Source organism: Psychrobacter sp. NPDC078631, from assembly GCF_050268165.1.
Lineage (GTDB): Bacteria > Pseudomonadota > Gammaproteobacteria > Pseudomonadales > Moraxellaceae > Psychrobacter.
The window spans coordinates 1-22377 of record NZ_JBNNGG010000004.1 but is presented as its reverse complement, the minus strand read 5'-3'; the positions used below and the strand labels follow the sequence as shown (position 1 = coordinate 22377).

The following is a 22377-nucleotide window of genomic DNA, read 5'->3' as shown; positions in this document are numbered from 1 at the left end:
TAAGCAAAAGTAAGAGTGACAATAGTGTAACAAAGATGGACGGTTATCATCTGCGGTTTAATTGTGTCAAAATGCACCACGTAGCACATCAGATACAATATAAGTCAGGTTATCAATCATGGTTATTTGCATGACAGTGAAGGACTCGGGCATAATGTGCACATATTCTACAATGCCAGTTAGTTGTATATTTCGCCGCATTTTTGGTGGCCAGTACGACTGACGTTTTTATAAGGAAGCTTTGCTAATGAGTCAGACCGACCCTTATGTTTTGGTGCTTTATTATTCTAATTACGGTACGACTAAGACATTAGCATATGCTATCGCTCAAGGTATTGAAGATGCTGGCATGACTGCGCGTATCCGTACGGTACCGACAGTGGCACCTGAAACCACGTCAAGCAAGCCTGCGATACCTGATGAAGGCGACTTGTACTGTACGATGGACGATCTAAAAGACTGTAGCGGTCTAGCGCTTGGTAGCCCAACGCATTTTGGTAATATGGCCGCACCCATGAAGTATTTTTGGGATAATACCGTGACTTTATGGCTGGCAGGGAACCTACAGAACAAACCAGCCTCAGTATTTACCGCGACAGGTTCCATGCATGGTGGCCAAGAAACGACATTGTTGACGATGATGTTGCCGTTGATGCACCATGGTATGGTCATCGTAGGGGTGCCTTATGCAGAGCCAGCATTGAACCGCACTCATCGCGGTGGCACGCCTTATGGTGCCAGTCATGTCAGCGGAGCATCGCATGATCAGCCAGTATCTGCTGATGAGCGAGATTTGGGTATTGCGCAGGGACGCCGTTTAGCGATTACTGCGGCTGCATTAGCACAGGCTAATTGGAACCGATAAGTAACTTTTATAAACCTGCGGTCTAGAAGCGTCTGTGTCTCAAAGTCTATGATTCAATGCTTATGACCACTTGATTATAAGCAAGCACTAACTATTCATATTCAGCAGTATATTATTCATTTAGGAAATCAAAATATCTAATGGCCACAACCCGCTCTAATACAAAGCCTCTTAAAACGGTTAAGCCTATCGCACCTATTGCACAGCGCTTGAAGATTACGTGGTTAATTTGGCTCGTTTATAGACTGCTCGGATTGCCTATGTTTATCAGTATCTTTAATCCTAGTAGCCCTGATATCGTTGGCGGTATTGCTTGGCAGGCGTTATGGCTAGTGCCAGCGTTGATTTTGACGCCATGGATATTGCGCGGTCGTTCCCCTTATGCGTTGTTGATAAGCAGTATGTTTACCTTAGTATATTTGGGTGCAAGTGGCGTGGTGCTGTTTACTCGTATATATGGCAGTAGCTGGGCTGAAATCGCTGTGTATTTAGCGGATTTCTTACTATTGCTTGCTATCAATGTTTGGCTATTTATTCTGCTTAAACGCCTGCCTTCGATGAACAACGTTGTGAAGAAACCTCGTCAATAATTGAGTTTACCTGAAGCCTAATAAGTTATACCTATCAATCTAAAACCATAAAAAAGCGGCGCCCCATCTGGGGCGCCGCTTTTCTGTTTATAACTTTCAAGATAAGTAGATTAGTTAATCTTAGTTAATTCTAAATCCATTTTCTTACCATCGTTAATTTGGCTAACTTTAACTGGCATATAGTCCAAGCTTGGGGCTAACCAAAAGCTAGTAGAGCGGCTATCGTCATCGTGGACGCGGTCAACACGTACTGTATCAAAGGTACCCGCTGGTACGGTAATCTTAGTACTGCCTGATTTTTTAAACGGCGTCTTCTCGATTTTATCTTTTTTTGCCATGTAATAATTACCAGAGAATTTACCGTTTAATAAATCCTGACGAATCTGTACCTCAAGGCTCAAATCATCAAAGGCTTGTTGCGACATATTCATAGTCGTCGACTTACCCTTATAGTTACTGGTGACTTTTTTGCTGCTTGGGTTAAAGTCTAGTTTGTGCGTGCGACCCATGCCAAGTAGTTTGTAAGTGGTGCTCGCCTGCGTGGGACTGACATTGTTGCCATTAAGCGTAAAAGTGCTGTTTTGCGAGGCGCTAGCCACACCAGCGACGCGAGCCTTAACGTTATATTTCCACGTATTACCAGATTTGCTTAGCGTACGAGTTGCTGTGCCTTTGTATTTGTCCTCAACGGTAAAACTATAATCGGCAGTTGATGGTTGGACAGTTTTTGCACTGGCAAGGGTAGGTGTGGTCATACTCAAAGCTCCAACGGTAGAGATACTGATTCCTGTTACTAAGGCAGATAAAAATTTAGATGGACTACGTTTTGCGTTATTAGCATTATTAACATTGTCGCTTGTTGACTCTTTGTGCATTGATGAAAAACTCATAGATACCCCTTCATTAATTTATTGCCGTTATAGCAATTTTTTTCGTTCGTTCTTATTATGTTTACCAGACCTATAATGGTCATACGCTGTTACATTTTCAAGCATGGTGTCATACCGCTTCGTGTAGTGCTTGTAGCAAATGTTTCTATAATTGATTTGGCATTGGCCAAAATATAAATTCAGCTCGCTAATATTTTAAATATTTCTACTTCTTGTTCCTTATTTGAGTAGCATCTTGGCTTTACTAAACCTCATTCATTTATATGAAACGTCGGTTGATCAATTTTTGCAAAATAATCTTGTAAATTTTTGGGCTTTACACTTGAACCGAACTCACCTTGCCCCCACTTTTTGTTACAAGCTCAAGGCTTATCTATAAAGCGTTGTTTTTGGCAGCGTTTCCTATAGACACTGGTATTGAGACCATTAATTCAAATAAACCCTTAATTTTATTAACCAACTTTTGGAGTCATATCGATGAACATTCGTCCTTTACATGACCGTATTGTCGTCCGCCGCATAGAAGAAGAAACAAAGACTGCTGGTGGTATCTTGCTTCCTGGTTCAGCACAAGAGAAACCTTCACAAGGTGAAGTGCTTGCAGTTGGTAATGGCCAAGTTCGTGACAATGGTGAAACTCGTGCGTTAGATGTAAAAGCTGGCGACAAAGTTTTGTTCGGTCAATATGCTGGTCAAACCGTAAAGGTTGACGGTGAAGAACTATTGATTATGAAAGAGTCTGATGTATTGGGTGTGTTAGAAGGCTAGTCCTTTTGAGTATTATTTTATACTCAGCACATTTTGATAGCAGTTTCTAATAATCGCTTTTGATAAGCAACTATCAAATCAATCAATTGTATTCTCATACTTATAATAGTGGAGTAATTTAACATGGCAAAAGACGTAAAATTCGGCATTGATGCCCGTAAACAAATGATGGACGGTGTAAACGTTCTAGCAAACGCAGTACGTGTAACATTAGGCCCTAAAGGTCGTAACGTTGTTATCGACAAATCATTTGGCGCACCTACCATCACTAAAGATGGTGTATCCGTTGCCAAAGAAATCGAGCTAGAAAACAAATTTGAAAACATGGGTGCACAGCTGGTACGTGAAGTAGCTAGTCGCACTAATGATGTCGCTGGTGATGGTACAACAACTGCGACTGTATTGGCTCAGTCAATCCTACAAGAAGGCATGAAGTCAGTTGCTGCTGGCATGAATCCAATGGATCTTAAACGCGGTATCGACAAAGCGGTACGTGAAGCGGTTAAAGAAATTCATAAACTATCAACGCCAGCTGACGATCACAAAGCAATCGCTCAAGTTGGTTCTATCTCTGCAAACTCAGACACCAAAATCGGTGAGCTGATCTCGCAAGCGATGGAAAAAGTAGGCAAGCAAGGCGTTATCACTGTTGAAGAAGGTTCAAGCTTTGAAGATACCCTAGAAGTTGTAGAAGGTATGCAGTTTGACCGTGGTTATATCAGCCCGTATTTTGCTAATAAGCAAGACAGCCTCACTGCTGAATTTGAAAACCCATATATCTTGCTAGTTGACAAAAAAATCAGCAACATTCGCGAAATCGTGCCATTACTTGAGCAAGTAATGCAGCAGAGCAAGCCGTTGCTAATCATCGCTGAAGATGTAGAAAATGAAGCACTAGCAACTCTAGTTGTAAACAACATGCGTGGCGGCTTGAAAACTTGTGCCGTTAAAGCACCAGGTTTCGGCGATCGTCGTAAAGCAATGCTAGAAGACATCGCAACGCTAACTGGCGGTACTGTAATCTCTGAAGAGATTGGTCTAAGCTTAGAGACTGCTACCCTAGAGCAACTTGGTACTGCTAAGAAAGTGACTGTCGGTAAAGAAAACACCGTTATCGTTGATGGCGCTGGCAACAAAGCTGACATCGAAAACCGTGTTGAGTCTATCAACCGTCAAATCGAAGAGTCTACTTCTGACTATGACAAAGAAAAGCTACAAGAGCGTGTTGCTAAACTGGCAGGTGGCGTAGCAGTAATCAAAGTCGGCGCAGCAACTGAAACTGAAATGAAAGAGAAGAAAGACCGTGTTGACGATGCGCTACATGCAACTCGTGCAGCGGTTGAAGAAGGCGTTGTACCTGGCGGCGGTGTTGCCTTAGTTCGTGCGATGAATGCATTGTCTGAACTACGCGGTGATAACGACGACCAGAACGCTGGTATGAACATCCTACGTCGCGCGATGGAAGCACCACTACGTCAAATCGTAACCAACGCTGGCGAAGAAGCTTCAGTTGTGGTTAACGAAGTGAAGAGTGGCAGTGGTAACTACGGTTATAACGCAGCGACTGGCGAATATGGCGATATGCTAGAGATGGGTATCCTTGATCCAGCTAAAGTTGCTCGTTCAGCACTAGAAAACGCTGCATCTGTTGCAGGCCTAATGCTAACGACTGAAGTTATGATCACTGATTTACCGCAAGGTGATGACGGTATGGCTGCTATGGGCGGCGGTGCTGGAATGGGCGGTATGGGTGGAATGGGCGGCATGATGTAATTTATGCCTCGACTAAATTTGTACGACGTTGTTAACCTCGCTCGATGTACTATCAGTACAATCTTCACTTGGTTGCCTAGTCGTACGGCTTTAGTCAACTCATAAATCGCTTTTCGCTATAAGTATGATTTTGTCATAAAATCTATTTGACTATTAAAAGCTCTGTTATCGAAAGATAGCAGGGCTTTTTTGTGTCTAGTCTAATAGGGTAGTGGATTCATATAGAAAAACCCTTATAGGCTGAGCTTATCGTGATTTTTTAGGGTTGAAAGATAAATATTGATCATTGGTTTGAAACTCTTAAAATTAACAGCCATAATGTAGAAACAAAACAGTTGTTAAACTTACACATAAGATTGTAATCTTATTTATATTTTTGGAAAGTTAATGAAGAAAGTATTATTCACCGCTCTCGTTTCGCTTAGTGTCATGTTCGTTCCATACAGTTCTAGTATTGCTCAAAGTAATAAAATGAACGATCTCGCGAGTATTGATCAGATGTATAGCTCTAAGTTAGTTGGTACTTGGAACTGCAATCCTGTCGAAATGGAAGTTGAAGATGCAACTGTTACTATGAAAGGAAAAGCTTCGTATTTCACTAATAAACGAAGTAATACATTTGGTACGATGATAATAGATTATCCTAAAGAAAAAATTACGCTTGAATACGATTATTTCGGTACAGGCACTTGGGAGATAAACAATAAAAAATTAGTTGAAATATTAGAAGATATTAAGTTGACTAATATAAGTCATCCATACATGGACCAGTCATTCAATATGACTGATATGTTCCCAAAAAATATAAGTGCATCTTCCTCAATTATATCTTTGTCACAATCAAGTATGACTTTGAAAGAGGATACTGAGGGCGTAATATTTACTTGTTCAAAAAATAATTAGATAAAGAACTTCTCTCATGAGCACAAATTATCTATACAAATAAACCTCTAGTTTTAACCCATATAGAAAAACCCTAGCGAGCTGAGCTTGCTAGGGTTTTTCTATAAAATTTTAGTCTATTTTAGCTAATGATTACGCATCTATCGCATCCCTTCTAAAAATCCACGTCTTATCATCAGACACTTCTTTATAATAGCAATATTCTGTCAAATTCAAATGAACTCATTATGGGCCTTGCTACTCACGAATGATCGAGTGAGACATTGTTCTCCTAATCGGTATAAAAGAATCTCACACAAAAATAGGTAGAGTCGTCTTATTGATTACCTTTCTCACCGATAAATGAGTGTGTATATCTTTTACGCTAGCAAGCTTGTGTAGCTTACGGGTGAACCGCTCATAGCCATCAAGATTTGGGCTCACTACCTCTAATAAATAATCGTAAGAACCCGATACCACATGTCCATTAATCACCTCATCCATGTTGGATAGAGCTCGTTCGAAGGCTGCGATAGATTCTTCTTGGTGGCTGTTGAGACTGACCTCCACAAAGAAACTCATCGCAATACCCGCTTTGGCTTTGTTTACGTTTGCTTGATAGTTCTCTATATAGCCTTCGTCCTCCAAACGCTTTAGGCGTCGCGCGCAAGGAGAAGGCGATAGCCCTATACGTTCGGACAGTTCGGCTGTAGATAAGCGCGCTTCTTTCTGGAGCACTTCCAAGATATGGCGATCGATTTTATCCATAATTTACCTTTTGACTTTTTAAGCCAATAATTTTAATTTAATTGGCATTATCCACCAAATATTTGCAAAATTGCAATGAATAAATAGAGATAAAAGCGCGTATTTTAATCGATAATTGGTCTTTGTATAGCAGGATAAGACACGACTATGAATACGATATTCCACCCCTCATCGCGCAAAAATCCTTTGTTCATTATGTCGCCACTGACCAAAGGCTATGTGGCTATGAGCGTCGTATTATTGATTTGGTCAGGATTTGCGTTGACTGTGCGAGCGGTTGGAGCATCGTCGCTAAGTATTGCCGATGTCATGCTCATTCGCTTCAGTGTACCGCTGGTCTTGTTGACTCCTTGGGTACTCTCTAGTTGGCATGAAGTCAAAAACATAAGACTGCCAGATATCATGTTTATTTTACTTGGTGGCGTACCTTTTCTTTTATTGGCTGCTTTTGGCGCAAGTACGGTGCCAGCAGCTTACGTTGGTACTATTTTGACAGGTACGCCAGTTTTCTTTGCCGCATTATTGTCTTTTATTTTTTATCGTCAGCGAATATCATTAAGAAAATTTGCCGCATTAATCCTTATTCTCTTCGGTATCGCTACGATGATTGGCGGGCGTGCACAGTCAGTGCCTAGCAGTCTTCTGTACGGTGTGGGGTTACTGTTGATGGCAAGCCTGATTTGGGCGGGTTATACCTTGGGGTTAAAAAGCACCAAGTTGAGTCCAATCGCTATTGCTATCGTGCTCTCTTATACCTCGTTTTTTCTGACATTAGTGATGGTTCTGTCTGGTATTGTGGAGACCAATATAGGTTCTGTATCTTTTGATGAAGCGCTTCCGTTCATCCTAGTACAAGGGCTTGGTGTAGGGGTGGTATCAACCATTGCGTTTTCTTATGCAGTAAAACAGCTGGGCTCCATTCGTACCTTATTACTTGGCTCTTTATCCCCAGGATTAACCGCTATACTGGCTATGCTGATACTCAGTGAGTCTCTATCAGTCATTATGATATGCGGCATCGTACTCAGTACTATTGGTGTTATCTTGTCCAATCGAGCGCAATAAATTAATTAAGGAAGTATCATGATGTTAAACAATATGCCTATCATCAGTGGCGATCCACTGTGGGCGTTGTTAGGTAGGTTTCGCGCTGACCAGCGTAAAAATAAAATAGATCTATTGGTTGGTGTTTATCGAGATAAGCATGGCAATACGCCCGTGATGAAAACAGTGCAAGACGCAGAAGTACATCTTGCTCATGAAGCTCATTCGAAGGCTTATGGCATGCTATCGGGTAACGCTAATTTTAACCAGCAAATGGCAAAATTTGTACTGGGTGACAGTCCAAGTCTAAAAGACCAGTGCACGATTCAGACGGTTGGGGCATCAGGTGCATTACGACTCATTGCTGACTTTATTGCCACGCTCTCTCCAGATTCAACTGTTTGGATCAGCGACCCTGGCTATATCAATCATCGTCCGCTGATGGAAGGTGCTGGGTTAGCGGTTAATACGTATCCTTGGCAAAATAAAAATGGTCAGTTAGACATTGATGCGTGTTTTGCCGCGCTAGAAAAAGCACAAGAAGGAGATGTGCTGTTATTACATGCGTGCTGCCATAATCCTACTGGTATAGATCCTTCTTTAGAGCAGTGGCAACTGTTTTCTGATAGGTGTAAACAGAAAAATATTGTTCCGTTTATTGATATGGCGTATCAAGGTTTTGGAGGTGATCCTGATACCGATGCTGCAGGGCTTCGTTTAATCATTGAAGACTCTGACTTTGCATTTATTGCCGCTAGCTGTTCAAAAAACATGGGGCTGTACAATGAGCGGACGGGTATTGCCACGGTGATGACGACGAACCATGAGCGTCACGCAGATATACAGACACTTTTAGAAACTATCACACGCGCCAATTACTCCATGCCGCCCAATCACGGTGCCGCAGTGGCTTCTTATTTGCTAGACAGCCCAGACGCTTGGCTAGACGAACTGACAAGCTACCGTAGTAGGGTAGATACTATTCGACAAGCATTAGGCGCAGCATTAAAAGATATGGGTGCACCTGCAGAGTTTTTGGACATTTCGCACCAAAAAGGCATGTTTTCTCTATTGCCGCTAACAGAAAATCAAATGCTGTTATTGCAAAATGAGTTCGCGATTTACGGTATGCCAAATGGTAGAATTAATATTGCAGGTTTGAAAATGACGGAAATCCCTCAACTAGCGGACGCTATCATGTCGATTATTTCACGTTAGAGAATAATCTTTATAACTCAGTGCAATGGTTTTATCTATTAATTGCCACAGCAAGAAGGACACGATTATTTATACTTTATATTGGGATAAGGGTGGCGCTAACATGGCCACCCATGCTGTCTTCGAGGAGCTAGGCGCATCTTATGAGATGATAGAAATAGACCTGTCTAAGAACATGCAAAAATCAGCTGAGTATCTAGCCATCAATCCAAATGGCAAAGTACCTACGTTGGTGCATCAGGGGCAGGTCATTTATGAGTCTGCGGCAATTTTAATGTATGTGTTAGATCAGCACCCAGAGTCTGGGCTAGCACCTGACACAGGATGCCCCAAGCGCGGGGTTTATTACCAGTATTTATTTTGGATGTCTTCTACACTGCAAGAAGCCGCTAATCACTGGGCACATCCCGAGCAGTACATTAGCGGTGAGCACAATTTGCAACAAGTGAAAGATAAAGCAAATGATGTGTTAACCCACTGCTGGGGTATTGTTGAAAAAGGATTGGCGAATAATGGTCCATGGTTATTAGGCGATAAATTAAGTGGGGCTGATTTTCATTTATTTATGATTGCTTACTGGAGTCAGCGATATGCGAGTCGAGCACAAGACTGGACACATTTAAACGCACATTATCAAGCCATGCTAAACCGCGCCTCGGTACAAGAAATGATGGCACAAGAAGGGTTGTTGTAATCTGTTCATATGTTCAACTAAAAGATATTAAATGACTGGGCTAGAAGCACTGAATGCAATGCTCCTAGTGGCTTCTAACGATTGTAGTAAATGTATTTTATATCAAGCTACTGATCTACCGCATCTCTTCTAAACATCCATGTCTTATCCATCAGACGCCTCGATGCAGTAGTAATATCCTGCCAAATCAAACTGCTTTAGCTGCTCAACCTTTCACTTTATATTGACCATTTTCTTACCTTTCTCGATAAATCGCTTTTCGCTAAAAGTATGATTTTGTCATAAAACCTATTTGACTATTAAAAGCTCTTTATCGGAAGATAGCAGGGCTTTTTTGCGTCTGATTTTAACGCTGCGCTCTGTTTAACGTTTATTAATATATATGCTATTATAAGAATATATAATGGAATGATAATTTACTTAAAAGGAATTTGGACACGTGTTACGGGTCAGAATGCGCGAAATATCGTGTGCCATTTAATGTGATAACGATGAAGAAGATTAGGCTTGGAATCCTTGTAGAAGATAAGACCTTGGCGTGGTACAACTTTGAACCACTTAAGTCATTAGTGGATGAAGGAGTTGTCGAGGTTTGTATCGCTATTCAACGAAATATAAAACAAAAACGCAGTGTACTAAAGTCTATTCCCCTAATTAATCAAAAAATATTCTCTTCTCTTTCTCGAACTAAGAGTAATGCTAAACATTATTCTATCCACGACTTATCAGAAAATGGCTCAATGCCTACTATCATGTCTATACCGAAGCAGGGTGAGTACACTGAAGAAATTGAAGATTCAGTGATTGAGAAAATCGAAGCTGCGGATTTAGATTACCTGCTTAATATTGGTTTCGGAGCGCTGACAGGAAAAATTTTAAGTATTACAAAAAATGGCGTGCTTTTTTTTCATTATGGCAACAATGCAATACAACATGATAAGCCTACGTTATATTGGCAGTTTGCTGAACAATGGGAAAGTAGCGTCGTTACTTTGCAATTATTAAATGAACACCTTAATGTAGATAAAGTAGTAGGGGAAGGTTATGGCACGTTATTTTACTGGGATTATAACTTAACTAAGCGTAAGTCAAATGGGATAGCAGCATCGATATTATATTGGTACTTCCACAGGAATAGAGTTGGAGTTAATACCGGAAAGTCTATTAAGACAACTGACGAACACACGGTTCATCATAAACCTGACTTATCAATGACCATCAAACACTTACCTAGATTCTTAAAATACTATACTGTCAAAACTTTTTATAAGAGTTTTTATCTCAATCAGTGGAGCCTTTTTATTGGATCTGTTGATCAACCAATACACACATATACAGAAATACCGCCTGCGAAAGGCTGCTTTTGGGCTGATCCCTTTTATATTGAACACGACTCAAGACGTTACATATTTTTTGAAAGCTTGAACTATAAAGAGAATATTGGTCGAATAGAGTGGATAGAACTAAATAAAAACCGTCAAATTATTGACACTGGTCCCGCAGATTTAGGTATTAGCACGCACTTAAGCTTTCCCAATGTGTTTGAGCATAAGGGTGCGGTATATATGATTCCAGAAGCTGCAGATACTCATTGTATCAACTTATTGAAGGCAGTAGATTTTCCCCGAAAGTGGAAGAAAGTTAATGATTTAGTTTCGGGCATTCAGGCAGCAGATAGTGCAGTCATAGAGCACAATGGATTATGGTATCTTTTTACAACGCATGGTTCAGTTTCAAATATGACAATAGATTTAGAGCTGCATATCTATACTTCTGACAGCTTAGAATCAGATAACTGGGTCATTCATCCTTGTGCACCATTCAAGATTGATGTGCGTGGCTCACGACTAGCGGGAGCACTATTTCGAAAAAATGGTCAGTTATTTCGTACTGCTCAAGATGGAACCATTAGATACGGGCGTAGGATTGCTTTATACCTAGTAGAAGAGCTAACACCGACGTTTTATAAAGAAACCTTTGTACGTTATATTGAACCTGATTGGGAGACTGATATTGATCGTCTCCATACCTATAATGTTTATAATGAAATAGTGGTACTGGATGTATCAAGGGATAAATTGCGCTTTAGAGTATAGGATATAAAGCGTTTAGTGGTTGGAGGATAAAAAACCCATCATAAGTTTCGGCTTATGATGGGGTTTTTATAATTTTGACTCGTATTATATCAAGCTACTGATCCGCCGCATCTCTTCTAAACGTCCACGTCTTATCATCAGACGCCTCGATGCAGTAATAATATCCTGCCAAATCAAACTGCTTTAGCTGCTCAGCATTGGTCAGCTTATTATCAGCAGCATATTTAACCATCAGTCCACGGGCTTTTTTGGCATAAAAGCTAATCACTTTATATTGACCATTTTTCTGGTCTTCAAATCTTGGCGTGATGATGTCTGCCTTCAGTGCTTTTTTCTTTAACGCCTTAAAGTATTCATTGGAAGCCAAATTAACCAATGTTTTGTCATCGCTGTCAGCCATACGCGCATTGATAACGTTAGTCACTTCCTCACCCCAAAACTCATAAAGATTGTCACCGCGCTCATTTTTCAGCTTGGTGCCCATCTCTAAACGATATGGCTGGATCAGATCTAGTGGCTTTAGTACTCCATACAGTCCAGACAAAATACCTAAGTGCTCATTGACATAAGTAGCGGTATCTTTGTCCATATGATACATATCAAGTCCAGTATAGACATCGCCATCGAATAAATAGCCTGCAGGCTTAGCGGCATTATCAGAGGCATCGTTAGTAAATGGTTGCTCTTCGCTCCAATGCCATTGTTGATTGCGCGTAGCATTAAGCTGAGCCAAATCGTCAGATATACTCATCAATTCTTGTAGGTCAACGGGCTCTTTTGACTTCAGTACTTTCATCAATTCTTGTGAGCGCTCGATTAGCTCGGGCTGGCTATAGTAGTTGCCTAAGTTTAGTGGTATAGCGTCTGTTTCGTTCAGAGATTTTGCAGGGGAAAGCAAAAAATACATAGTTATTCCTTATTATAATGAATCGATGACGAGTTTTTTCGAGTGTCAAGTATTCTTATTATACGGTATGCATGGGTGGAACTTGACTTAACCTTGCTTATTTTATGTTTATTGACGTTATTTGTTTAATAAAAGAACGGATTTAACATTAGGAAATAAATGGAGGTAGGCCTGTATCTGTAAGGGTTAAGCGTTTTTTGGAAAAATAAAAGGCTTTAATATACCAACAAAAAGTATGCCAATGGTGTAAATACCTAAATTTTTATTTTACTTGTGGGTCATCATTAGACAATGAAACTTGACGAACGATATCTCTATAATAAAAAGGCATGATGGTAAAGTAGCTATCATTTATTAAATTGATAACCTTTGGTCGCTGTAATGGATTAATCATGATCAATGGGTTTTGTCCCCTGTGCTTTTTAGATGTGCGTTGAGGGTATTAAAGGTAGTCGTGAGACGTAAATATAGTCATTGGACGTAAGTAAGGAGACGGTATGAAAATCGGTGTAATCAGTGCAGATATCACGAGCGAGAGCCGTGTAGCCATAACCCCAGACGCAGTCAAAAAATTGCGTAAACTTGGGTTTGAAGTCGTCATTCAGTCAGGTGCAGGCCAAGCAGCATACTATGCTGATGAGTTGTATCAGGCTGCGGGCGCCGACATTGCCAGTAGTCGTACCGAGGTGATTACCCAGTCTAATATTATTACCACCGTCAATGACCTACCAGCGGAAGCCACTGAAAGCTTATCGTCTGGTCAGATCGTCATTGGCATGCTCGACCCGTATCGCAACACTCAGCTTGATACTTATGCAGCCAAAGGCGCAACAGTATTTGCGATGGAGTTATTGCCTCGTACACTGTCACGCGCACAGAATATGGACGTATTGTCGTCACAAGCCAACCTTGCTGGTTATAAAGCAGTATTGCTCGCGGCCAATGAGTATTCACGTCCTTTCCCGATGTTTATGACGTCGGCGGGTACGGTTAAGCCAGCCAAAGTCGTTATCCTAGGTGTTGGTGTTGCAGGTCTACAAGCGATTGCGACAGCAAAGCGTCTGGGTGCAGTAGTAGAAGCCAGTGACTTACGTCCGACTGCTCGCGAGCAAGTGGAGTCACTCGGTGGTAAATGGCTTGATGTACCGATGAGCGCAGAGGAGGCTGAAACAGCTAAGTCTACCGGTGGTTATGCATGGACGCCATCAGAGCAATATGTCAAAGATCAAGCAGCTGTCGTGGACAAAGCATTGAGCAACGCTGACATCGTTATTACCACGGCGCAGATTCCTGGTCGTAACGCACCGCGTTTGGTACATGGCGCAACGCTTGCCAAAATGAAAGCAGGTTCCGTACTGATCGATATGGCGGCCGGTACGGGTGGTAACGTCGAAGGCAGTGTGCCTAACGAAACCATTACCACAGACAACGGCGTACGTATCGTTGGTGCCGCCAATATTCCATCTATGCTAGCCGCACAGTCTTCAGATTTGTATGCCAATAACCTTGTTAACTTTATTACGACATTGATTGCACCTGCTGGCAATGACGCATCAGCTAGCTTGGCACTTAACTTAGACATGGAAGACGAGATTCAGGGTGCACTGGCAGTGACACATGACAGTCAGGTACGACTAGCCAAACGCTAGTTTGAACAGTTTATTACCACATATTTTGTCACTACACATTTGCCAGTAATGAATAAATTTTTAGGAGGATTAGATGATTGCCACTATTTTAGCTGCAGCGCCAGCCGGTGCGGCCATGAGTAGCACACCATTTGTAGCGATTTTCACTGTATTTGTGCTCGCTATTTTTGTCGGATACTACGTGGTTTGGGGCGTTACGCCTGCATTGCATACGCCATTGATGGCGGTAACCAACGCTTTATCAAGTATCGTCATCGTGGGTGCGATGCTACAAACCGTCACGATTGATGGTTCAATGTTTACACCGACCAGTTTGCTTGGTGCCTTTGCGGTATTTTTAGCCAGTATCAATATTTTCGGTGGCTTTGCTGTGACTGAGCGTATGCTTGCGATGTTTAAACCGAAAGTAAAAAAAGCACCAGTAGCAACCACTGATGTTGGAGGTGACGCATGAATGATTTCTCAGCAATGATTGCAGCAAATGCAGATTGGTTCTATTTAGTCGGTGCTATCCTCTTTGTTTTAACGTTACGTGGTTTATCTAGCCCAAAGACAGCGATTCGCGGTAACCGTTTTGGTATGGCAGCGATGGCGATTGCTGTCGTCACGACGTTCTTCTTAGCAGAAGGCCCTGTGCTTTGGTTGATTATCGGGGCGATGGTGTTGGGTGCCCTCGTTGGTATGTGGAAAGCGAAAACAGTCGCGATGACTCAAATGCCAGAAACGGTTGCTTTGATGCATTCATTCGTCGGTTTGGCAGCGGTTGCGATTGCACTTGCGACAGTATTACACACTGAACAGCAGCATGGCGCCGTTGCTCGCATCGAGCTATTTATCGGTTGCTTCATCGGTGCGATTACGTTCTCAGCTTCAGTCTTTGCCTTTGGCAAATTGGCAGCGAAAAGCTGGGCGAAAACATTGGTTGGCGGCTGGGTAAAACCAGTTCAAGCGCTACTATTCATTGCGATGATTGGTTTCGGTGGAGTGTATTTCGTCACTGACTCATTACCGGCGTTTTATGCGATGGCTGTGATTGCCGTTATCTTCGGCTGGATGTGGATTGCGCCAATCGGTGGCGGTGACATGCCAGTAGTTGTATCACTACTGAACTCATTCTCAGGTTGGGCAGCAGCAGGCATTGGTTTTACCCTTGGCAACTCGATGCTGATTATCGCAGGTTCTCTGGTCGGTTCATCAGGTGCGATCTTGTCTTACATCATGTGTAAAGCCATGAACCGCTCACTACTTAATGTCTTGTTTGGTGGCATGGGTACGTCAGCTGTTGCCGCAGGCGGCGATGATGGGGCACCGAAGAACTACAAAGCGGGCTCAGCAGAAGACGCGGGGTTCCTCATGTCTAATGCTAGCAGTGTGGTCATTGTACCAGGTTATGGTATGGCACAAGGCCGTGCACAGAATGCAGTAAAAGAGCTATATGAGCTATTAAAAGAAGAAGGTGTTAACGTTCGCTTTGCTATCCATCCAGTTGCTGGTCGTATGCCAGGTCATATGAACGTCCTATTGGCTGAAGCTGATGTACCTTATGATGACATTTTAGAAATGGACGAGATTAACTCAGACTTTGCGAGTACAGATGTGGTCTTGGTTATCGGTGCAAACGACGTTGTAAACCCATCTGCGAAAGATGATCCTACCTCGCCAATCTTTGGTATGCCGATTTTAGAAGTCAGCAAAGCCCAGACGGTTATGGTCATCAAGCGTTCAATGAGTACTGGTTATGCGGGTCTGGATAACAGCTTATTCTACATGGACAAAACGATGATGATCTTTGGTGATGCCAAGAAAATGGTAGAAGAGATGGTACGTACTATCAATGGCGGCGGTCATTAATCTCTAAGCTATGTTTTTAACCATTATTATTTGCAGATAAGTTTTTAGATAAAGAAAGTCACTGAGGTGGCTTTTTTTGCGTTAAAGTGGGCGGCATTTATGAACCGACTATGGACTGAGATTATTTCCAATTATGGTGAGTTTTTAATGATCATAATATTAACTGTGCTTTATGTACTCACTATACGGTATGCGCCTGATTAACCTTTTAACCCATCTGAACAGCTTCAACGATAGACAATCACCAATTATAAATACGATGAAATAAGAGAAAGATTTATGAACATGTTACTGCGTTTTTTTATTATGGTCAGCTTACTTAAACAACAGCTCAAGCATCAATCGACGAGCGAAACTATCAGTCTAGAGACATTGACTGCACCGACCGTCCGCCATTATCGAATTTTGCCACACGATATGGGATTTCGCGATCATTTACCCAATTATCGTTATTTATCATTTATTGAGCTAAACGTGACACGCTGGGTAAAGGCGTGTTGTCACGAAAAAGGCATTAAACCGCTGAATTGGGTGATTGCCATGCAAGAGATGATTTATCTCAAGCAAATTAAATTTTTGGATAAAATGACGCTTAGCAGTGCAGTCGCAGGATGGGATCATAAATACGTGTATTTTGAGCATCGGTTTTTTGTCAAAAATCAGCTGATGGGCGTTGGTATGACCAAGTTTGTTTTTACAGATAGTAAAGGTATGCGCACACCAGAAGTATTAGATATGATGGGTGAGCAGTTGACGGATACCATTAACACATGGAATGAGCACCAAGTCGCGGTAAAATCGACTAAATCAGCCTAAGCCATATCGCAAAACAGTATTGAAAGACAACATCGTAAAATAACTTGGCTATAATCATTTGCTGAATTTTGGTAGGATAGAGCCCATCAAGTCGTCAGTATTAGGACGATGGCATCGTTTTTAATATGATGATTCTCAAAACGACTAAAAAAAGGTACCGTTATGACCCCACAAAAATTAAAATGGACAGACAGCTTAGATATCGCGATTGAGCTTTATGAGAAATTCCCAGAAACAGATCCGCAGTACATTCGCTTTACTGATTTGCATCGCTGGGTAACTGAGCTTGAAGGCTTTGATGATGATCCACAAAAATCAAATGAAGGCATCTTAGAAGCCATTCAAATGAACTGGATTGATGAAGCCGATTAATCGATTCGGTCTGCCAGCATTGCTACAAACAGAAAACTAAATAAACAGATAGAAAAGGCCGCATCATGACATCACAAATTAAAGAGCTACCAGAAGCGATAGCTTGTAGCGGTATCAGCGTTCGTACCACCAATAATGCTGAGATAAGCCATGACACTGCCAAACTTGGTAGATTATGGCAGAAGTTTTATCAAAATCACGCGGGTGAACTCCCTGAAGGTGAAGATATTTATGGTGTCTATCACAACTATGAAAGCGATGATCTGGCAGGAGCCTTTGACGTTGTGGCCAGTTGGAAAGTAGCCAGCGAGCAAGATGCACAATCAGAAAGCGACAGTGTAGCCAGTACTAGTAACGTAGTGACGGTTGATATTCCTGCGGGAAAGTACTTGGTATTTTCTGAAGAAGGTTATATGCCTAACACTGTGATGAATGCATGGGAAAGTGCTTGGGAATATTTCAATACGCCAGATTGCGAGCATACCCGCACTTTTAATGTAGACTTTGAGCATTATATCGGTGGTAACTTAGAATACGGTCAAGTTGATGTCTATATTAGTATCGAGTAAAGTTAGTAATTGGCTTAAGTAACTTAAGCTGCTCGATCCATTATCGACAAAAATAATGACAAAAAAAGCGCTAACCTAAATCAGGTAGCGCTTTTTCTTTGGCCAGATGTCATAAATTAGACAAGTGCGATTAATCTTGAAATCAATCCAACAGTAGATTTTCCAAAATACCTTCGTAAATTTGGGCAAGCTTTCCTAGATCATCGACTTCTACTTTTTCATCTACTTGGTGAATCGTCGCATTACGCACACCCAGTTCGACCACTTGGGCACCAGTTGGTGCGATAAAGCGTCCATCGGAGGTACCACCAGAAGTTGATAGTGTGGTATCGACATCGGTCACTTTTTTGATGGCGTTCTGACAGGCCGAAACCAATTTTCCTTCAGGGGTCAAAAATGGCTGACCAGATAATTTCCAATGAATATCGTAGCTTGCTTTACTGTTGGCAAAGTGCTTATCAAAGATAGCATGCGTTTTTGCTTTTAGTTCATCTTCAGTCGTTTCAGTTGAAAAACGGAAGTTAAAAACCACGTTTAGCGTTTCAGGGATGACATTCGTTGCACCTGTGCCACCATTGATGTTTGATATTTGCAATGATGTGGCTGGGAAATAGTCATTGCCATTGTCCCATGCGGTAGACGTCAGTTCAGCAAGGGCAGACATCGCCGCATGAATCGGATTAGATGCCAGATGTGGATAGGCGACATGGCCTTGTTTACCTGTAACGGTAAGCTCTGCACCTAGCGAGCCACGACGACCGTTTTTGATGATATCGCCTAACGTATCGGTACTCGATGGCTCACCAACGAGACAATAAGTGATTTTTTCTTGGCGAGCTTCTAAAGTCTCGATTACTTTAACCGTACCATTAATTGACGGGCCTTCTTCATCTGAAGTAATTAAAAAAGCAATAGAGCCATTGTGCTCAGGATGATTGGCGACGAAACGTTCGGCTGCGACAGTAAAAGCTGCAATACCAGTTTTCATATCGGCGGCACCGCGTGCCCATAAATACCCATCAGCGATGGTCGGGGTAAACGGAGGATAGGTCCAGTTTTTTTCGTCACCCGTTGGCACGACATCAGTATGTCCAGCAAAACAAATAACTGGATCGGTAGTACCGCGGCGTGCCCATAAGTTTTTAACTTCGGCATGTTCGCCACTTTGTTTTCTATCACCGAAATACATAAACTCGCAATCAAAGCCTGACTGTTCCAACCGTGCTGACAACATATCTTGGCAACCATCGTCATCGGGCGTCACTGAAGGGCGCTCTAACAGTGCAACACTTAAATCTAAGGTTTCTTGCTGATGAGTCGTTTGTTGAGACGCGCTTGATTGGTTATGAGAGTCAGACATGAATAAGCCTTTTGTATAATAAATTGAAATGGTAAATATAAATAAAGAGTAGAGGATAAATGCTAAACGGCTACTTCGACAAAGGGTACAAGACCGTCACGGCGCATCCAAGTAGCGATAGAGTAGCGTTGACGATGTGCAGTTTGTACTTGATGACGTAAATCGCTATCAAAAATAATCAGTCTATTGGCAACTGGCATCACTTCATGATGAACACCATGTTTATCCACGACTTCTAGCGCACCGCCGTCAGCTGTTTCCCAATCATCATTGAGATAAAACACTGCTGAGATAACCCGTTCATCACGTCCAGCAGGGTTGTCACTGTGCCATTGATAGCCAAAGCCAGTCGGATAGCACGCATAATGCGCTTCACTATGGCGAATACCAGCGAATAAACTACGATTGAATAGCGAGGCCAAAGCATTGATGCTTTGCAGATAATAGTAGCCTGCAAAAAAGTCTTCAGTAATCCAGCGTATTCTATCACCGCGAATATCACTGATGCGAACACCAGCGGTCAGCTCTGCATCACGATAGTCAATAAAACCGCTTTCTGCTTGTAGTGCTAATAAGGCAGTACTATTAAATACGTCATCAATGATGAGCCAGCCGTCAGTGACAAAGGTATCAAGCTGTTTATCCGTCAGCTTATCTTCCCAGTCCACCGCAAAGTCAGACATCTGCAATATGTGCTGAGTAGGAATTTCTTGGCTATCATTATGAGTATCTAGCAGCAGTAATGGTGGATTATCCTGACCTATCGGATGATCAACGACCAACGCTGTCTTGTTAAGGTTGCTAATAATCTGCGTCATTTCATCTCATTATTATCAATCAGCTGTCAATATACCGTCATTCAATACGTTTTTATTGAAAGCACTTACTAAAACCACATTATCTTTTACTCTGCCTATGCTACCATAGATGCAATTTTTCTTATTTAAACTTTTGAGATTATGAACTATAAACACGCCTACCACGCTGGTAACTTTGCTGATGTGGTTAAACACATTTTATTGGTACAACTGCTTAATCAACTGGGGCAGAAAAACAAACCTTTTTATGTGCTTGACGCTTATGGCGGTCGTGGACTGTATTCACTAAGCAGTGAAGAAGCGCGCAAAACAGGTGAGGCCAAAGGCGGTATTCAAGCTTTTCTAAAAGCAGATACCGAAAAAGCCCCAGCTGCTGTCAAAGATTATATGGAAGGCATTAAGCAAGCCAAATTCACTTACGACAATAAAGTCTATCCTGGTTCGCCGTGGTGGGTTGCCCATCATGTCGAAAAAACTGCGGCTAAAAAGCCTGATGCTGGCGTGCGTGCTGAGGCTTTTGAAGCCAAAGCGACTGAATACGATGCGTTGAACTATCAGCTACATAAGTTGCCAATTGGTATCCAGCATCGTGACGCTTTTGAAGGTATTACCGCTGTTATTCCACCAAAAGAAAAGCGCGGTTTGATTTTTCTTGATCCCCCTTATGAGCAAGAGCACAAAGATTTTACGCGCCTGATCGATTTATTAGTCGCAGCTTATAACAAATGGCCACAAGGAACTTACGCACTTTGGTTCCCAATCAAAAACATCGAAGCCGTAGAGCTCTTCTATAAAAAGCTCAAACGTACTGAAATGAGACGTCAGCTGGTTTGTGAGCTAAACATTTATCCTAATGATGTTGCGGTTGGTCTGAACGGTACAGGTCTACTGGTTATCAATCCGCCGTGGCAGTTTGATAATCATGCGCGTGAGATATTACGTTTCTTACAGCCAGTACTAAAAGTAGAAGACGCGCCAAACTTGACGCCTGATAGTGCGACCAATGTGCGCTGGCTTGTCGGCGAATAGCAATAACGGCCAATAAGGATATTAAGATGACGACTCAGCCACCTATCGGCCAGCCGAATAATGCACCTTTGAACAATTCGTCCTCAAATGACGGCTCGTTGCAAGATAATGTAGCGACTCAGCCACCGTTTATTGATGAGCATGAGTTTAATATCCGTCTAGCGGATAACGACAGCTATGATGGTTTGACATTTGAGGTGATTGAAGCTGAAGTAGCCGAAGGTAAGCGAGTGGTTAGTCGCGGTGTCTATTTGGCACCCAATCTAATCACCACCTTATCGCTACTGTCAGGCTTTTACTCGATTTTGGCGAGTACCCAAGGCGAGTTCTATAAGGCGGCTTTGGCTATCTTTTTATCCGCTATTCTTGATGGCGCAGATGGACGTGTCGCACGTATGCTCAATGCGCAAAGTCCATTTGGTGAGCAATATGACTCTTTAGCAGATATGTTAGCGTTTGGTGTTGCTCCTGCTATTTTGATTTATAGCTTTGCTCTGGAGCCGTTGGGTCGTATCGGTATTGGCTGTGCGTTTGTCTTTACCGCTTGTGCTGCTTTTCGCCTTGCACGCTTTAATGTTCAGGTCGGCATCGTCGATAAAAAGTACTTTGTTGGCTTGGCAAGTCCGCTGGCTGCTATATTGGTGACATCTGCTGTAATGGTCGCAGTCGATCATAATGAGTGGATTGGTCAATACGATACAGCCGTCATGCTACTGTTTGCAGCTTGGGTCGTGACTTGCGGTCTACTGATGGTCAGCAATGTCAAATACTATAGCTTTAAAGAATTTGACAAAAAGAAAGTGCCTTTTGTAGTGCTTATCATTGGGGTGCTAGTCATGAGCATCGTGCTCTATGATATTCCTGTTGGTATCTTAGCGATCGGTATTATTTATGCGTTATCAGGTATCGTGACTACGATCAGAACAAAAGTAAAAGGTTAGACACTGTATTCAGATTCTACAAAAAGGAACTTACCGTCAGGTAATTTCCTTTTTTAATACGCTCTGTATACTGCTGAAATACGTCAACCACTATGAAAAAGCTAAATCTGTAAATATAAAAGACAGCATTTAAAGTTTGATAGTGATAACAATGGGTTAGGTTGATAGGATATCACTAATAGAAAATAACAGAGATTATTTATAGAGTTTCCTTGTTTTCTATCTAAAACTCCGTATAATGCCACCCAGTCGAAAGGGAAGTGGATTACTGATTTGGACGATGTAAATTGTTTGAATTAAATAGAAAATACTTCTTGACTAAATAAATATAGCGTCTATAATACGCACCTCATCAAGACGAGCTGGAAGTAGCTAGTGTGTTATTACACATTAATAACTCAGTTAACTTGTTGAAACAAATTAAAAAAAGAAGTTGACAGACTATTAAAACATGATATGATGGTCAGCTCGCTAAAT

General features: G+C 41.9%; 22 protein-coding genes. 17 read left to right on the top strand and 5 right to left on the bottom strand.

Annotation, left to right across the window (positions count from 1 at the left end):
- The first annotated feature begins 247 nt into the window (after positions 1–247).
- Together wrbA and ACQKCP_RS11115 are read left to right on the top strand one after the other, a co-directional pair.
- Positions 248–865: an NAD(P)H:quinone oxidoreductase gene (gene wrbA / locus ACQKCP_RS11120; RefSeq protein ID WP_160022606.1), complete on the top strand. Its 618-nt coding sequence runs from the start codon at positions 248–250 to the stop codon at positions 863–865.
- A 140-nt stretch (positions 866–1005) separates the two neighbouring features.
- Positions 1006–1455, top strand: a complete 450-nt coding sequence (locus ACQKCP_RS11115) for a hypothetical protein (protein ID WP_427612375.1) — start codon at positions 1006–1008, stop codon at positions 1453–1455.
- Positions 1456–1565: 110 nt separating this feature from the next.
- Here the strand turns inward: ACQKCP_RS11115 and ACQKCP_RS11110 are convergent, their stop codons facing one another.
- Positions 1566–2345: a DUF3108 domain-containing protein gene (locus ACQKCP_RS11110; RefSeq protein WP_427612374.1), complete on the bottom strand. Its 780-nt coding sequence runs from the start codon at positions 2343–2345 to the stop codon at positions 1566–1568.
- A 477-nt stretch (positions 2346–2822) separates the two neighbouring features.
- On the opposite strand from ACQKCP_RS11110, the gene groES reads away from it, so the two are divergent.
- From groES to ACQKCP_RS11095, 3 genes are all read left to right on the top strand, one after another.
- Positions 2823–3113, top strand: a complete 291-nt coding sequence (gene groES / locus ACQKCP_RS11105) for a co-chaperone GroES (RefSeq protein WP_057758860.1) — start codon at positions 2823–2825, stop codon at positions 3111–3113.
- Between the two features lie 123 nt (positions 3114–3236).
- Positions 3237–4886 carry a chaperonin GroEL gene (gene groL / locus ACQKCP_RS11100; protein WP_101204842.1) on the top strand — a complete coding sequence of 550 codons (1650 nt, stop codon included), beginning with the start codon at positions 3237–3239 and terminating at the stop codon, positions 4884–4886.
- A 387-nt stretch (positions 4887–5273) separates the two neighbouring features.
- Positions 5274–5789 carry a hypothetical protein gene (locus ACQKCP_RS11095; protein WP_427612373.1) on the top strand — a complete coding sequence of 172 codons (516 nt, stop codon included), beginning with the start codon at positions 5274–5276 and terminating at the stop codon, positions 5787–5789.
- 291 nt (positions 5790–6080) lie between these two features.
- Here the strand turns inward: ACQKCP_RS11095 and ACQKCP_RS11090 are convergent, their stop codons facing one another.
- Complete coding sequence (locus ACQKCP_RS11090; protein ID WP_057758867.1) at positions 6081–6536, bottom strand: Lrp/AsnC family transcriptional regulator; 456 nt, start codon at positions 6534–6536, stop codon at positions 6081–6083.
- 147 nt (positions 6537–6683) lie between these two features.
- Here ACQKCP_RS11090 and ACQKCP_RS11085 point away from each other — a divergent pair, with 147 nt between their 5' ends.
- The 4 genes from ACQKCP_RS11085 (at position 6684) to ACQKCP_RS11070 (ending at position 11588) form a co-directional block, all read left to right on the top strand.
- Positions 6684–7601 carry a DMT family transporter gene (locus tag ACQKCP_RS11085; RefSeq protein WP_427612372.1) on the top strand — a complete coding sequence of 306 codons (918 nt, stop codon included), beginning with the start codon at positions 6684–6686 and terminating at the stop codon, positions 7599–7601.
- An 18-nt stretch (positions 7602–7619) separates the two neighbouring features.
- Positions 7620–8798 (top strand): aromatic amino acid transaminase, encoded by a 1179-nt coding sequence (locus ACQKCP_RS11080; protein WP_427612371.1) that lies wholly within the window; start codon positions 7620–7622, stop codon positions 8796–8798.
- Between the two features lie 25 nt (positions 8799–8823).
- Positions 8824–9492 (top strand): glutathione S-transferase family protein, encoded by a 669-nt coding sequence (locus ACQKCP_RS11075; RefSeq protein WP_427612370.1) that lies wholly within the window; start codon positions 8824–8826, stop codon positions 9490–9492.
- Between the two features lie 491 nt (positions 9493–9983).
- Positions 9984–11588, top strand: coding sequence for a glucosamine inositolphosphorylceramide transferase family protein (locus tag ACQKCP_RS11070; RefSeq protein ID WP_427612369.1), 1605 nt, complete (start codon positions 9984–9986; stop codon positions 11586–11588).
- Positions 11589–11682: 94 nt separating this feature from the next.
- Here the strand turns inward: ACQKCP_RS11070 and yaaA are convergent, their stop codons facing one another.
- The gene (gene yaaA, locus ACQKCP_RS11065; RefSeq protein WP_427612368.1) at positions 11683–12495 is read right to left on the bottom strand and encodes a peroxide stress protein YaaA; all 813 of its coding nucleotides are present in this window, start codon (positions 12493–12495) and stop codon (positions 11683–11685) included.
- 497 nt (positions 12496–12992) lie between these two features.
- Here yaaA and ACQKCP_RS11060 point away from each other — a divergent pair, with 497 nt between their 5' ends.
- The 6 genes from ACQKCP_RS11060 to ACQKCP_RS11035 all read left to right on the top strand — a co-directional run bounded on the left by ACQKCP_RS11060 (position 12993) and on the right by ACQKCP_RS11035 (position 17752).
- On the top strand, positions 12993–14144 hold the full coding sequence (locus ACQKCP_RS11060) for a Re/Si-specific NAD(P)(+) transhydrogenase subunit alpha (RefSeq protein WP_427612367.1): 1152 nt from the start codon (positions 12993–12995) through the stop codon (positions 14142–14144).
- A 115-nt stretch (positions 14145–14259) separates the two neighbouring features.
- Positions 14260–14598, top strand: coding sequence for a proton-translocating transhydrogenase family protein (locus ACQKCP_RS11055; RefSeq protein ID WP_298810598.1), 339 nt, complete (start codon positions 14260–14262; stop codon positions 14596–14598).
- Positions 14595–15995: an NAD(P)(+) transhydrogenase (Re/Si-specific) subunit beta gene (locus tag ACQKCP_RS11050; RefSeq protein WP_101204835.1), complete on the top strand. Its 1401-nt coding sequence runs from the start codon at positions 14595–14597 to the stop codon at positions 15993–15995. The genes ACQKCP_RS11055 and ACQKCP_RS11050 overlap by 4 nt, the downstream gene beginning before the upstream one ends.
- A 279-nt stretch (positions 15996–16274) precedes the next feature.
- Positions 16275–16811 carry an acyl-CoA thioesterase gene (locus ACQKCP_RS11045; RefSeq protein ID WP_261871124.1) on the top strand — a complete coding sequence of 179 codons (537 nt, stop codon included), beginning with the start codon at positions 16275–16277 and terminating at the stop codon, positions 16809–16811.
- Between the two features lie 162 nt (positions 16812–16973).
- The gene (iscX, locus tag ACQKCP_RS11040; RefSeq protein WP_021812734.1) at positions 16974–17183 is read left to right on the top strand and encodes a Fe-S cluster assembly protein IscX; all 210 of its coding nucleotides are present in this window, start codon (positions 16974–16976) and stop codon (positions 17181–17183) included.
- A gap of 65 nt (positions 17184–17248) precedes the next feature.
- Positions 17249–17752 (top strand): GyrI-like domain-containing protein, encoded by a 504-nt coding sequence (locus tag ACQKCP_RS11035; protein ID WP_427612366.1) that lies wholly within the window; start codon positions 17249–17251, stop codon positions 17750–17752.
- Positions 17753–17894: 142 nt separating this feature from the next.
- Here the strand turns inward: ACQKCP_RS11035 and dapE are convergent, their stop codons facing one another.
- Positions 17895–19112 carry a succinyl-diaminopimelate desuccinylase gene (gene dapE / locus ACQKCP_RS11030; protein ID WP_427612365.1) on the bottom strand — a complete coding sequence of 406 codons (1218 nt, stop codon included), beginning with the start codon at positions 19110–19112 and terminating at the stop codon, positions 17895–17897.
- A 62-nt stretch (positions 19113–19174) separates the two neighbouring features.
- Positions 19175–19930, bottom strand: a complete 756-nt coding sequence (locus ACQKCP_RS11025) for a 2OG-Fe(II) oxygenase (protein ID WP_427612364.1) — start codon at positions 19928–19930, stop codon at positions 19175–19177.
- Positions 19931–20071: 141 nt separating this feature from the next.
- Here ACQKCP_RS11025 and ACQKCP_RS11020 point away from each other — a divergent pair, with 141 nt between their 5' ends.
- Positions 20072–20959, top strand: a complete 888-nt coding sequence (locus ACQKCP_RS11020) for a 23S rRNA (adenine(2030)-N(6))-methyltransferase RlmJ (RefSeq protein WP_057758888.1) — start codon at positions 20072–20074, stop codon at positions 20957–20959.
- A 26-nt stretch (positions 20960–20985) separates the two neighbouring features.
- The gene (pssA, locus tag ACQKCP_RS11015; protein WP_427612363.1) at positions 20986–21900 is read left to right on the top strand and encodes a CDP-diacylglycerol--serine O-phosphatidyltransferase; all 915 of its coding nucleotides are present in this window, start codon (positions 20986–20988) and stop codon (positions 21898–21900) included.
- Positions 21901–22377 lie beyond the last annotated feature (477 nt).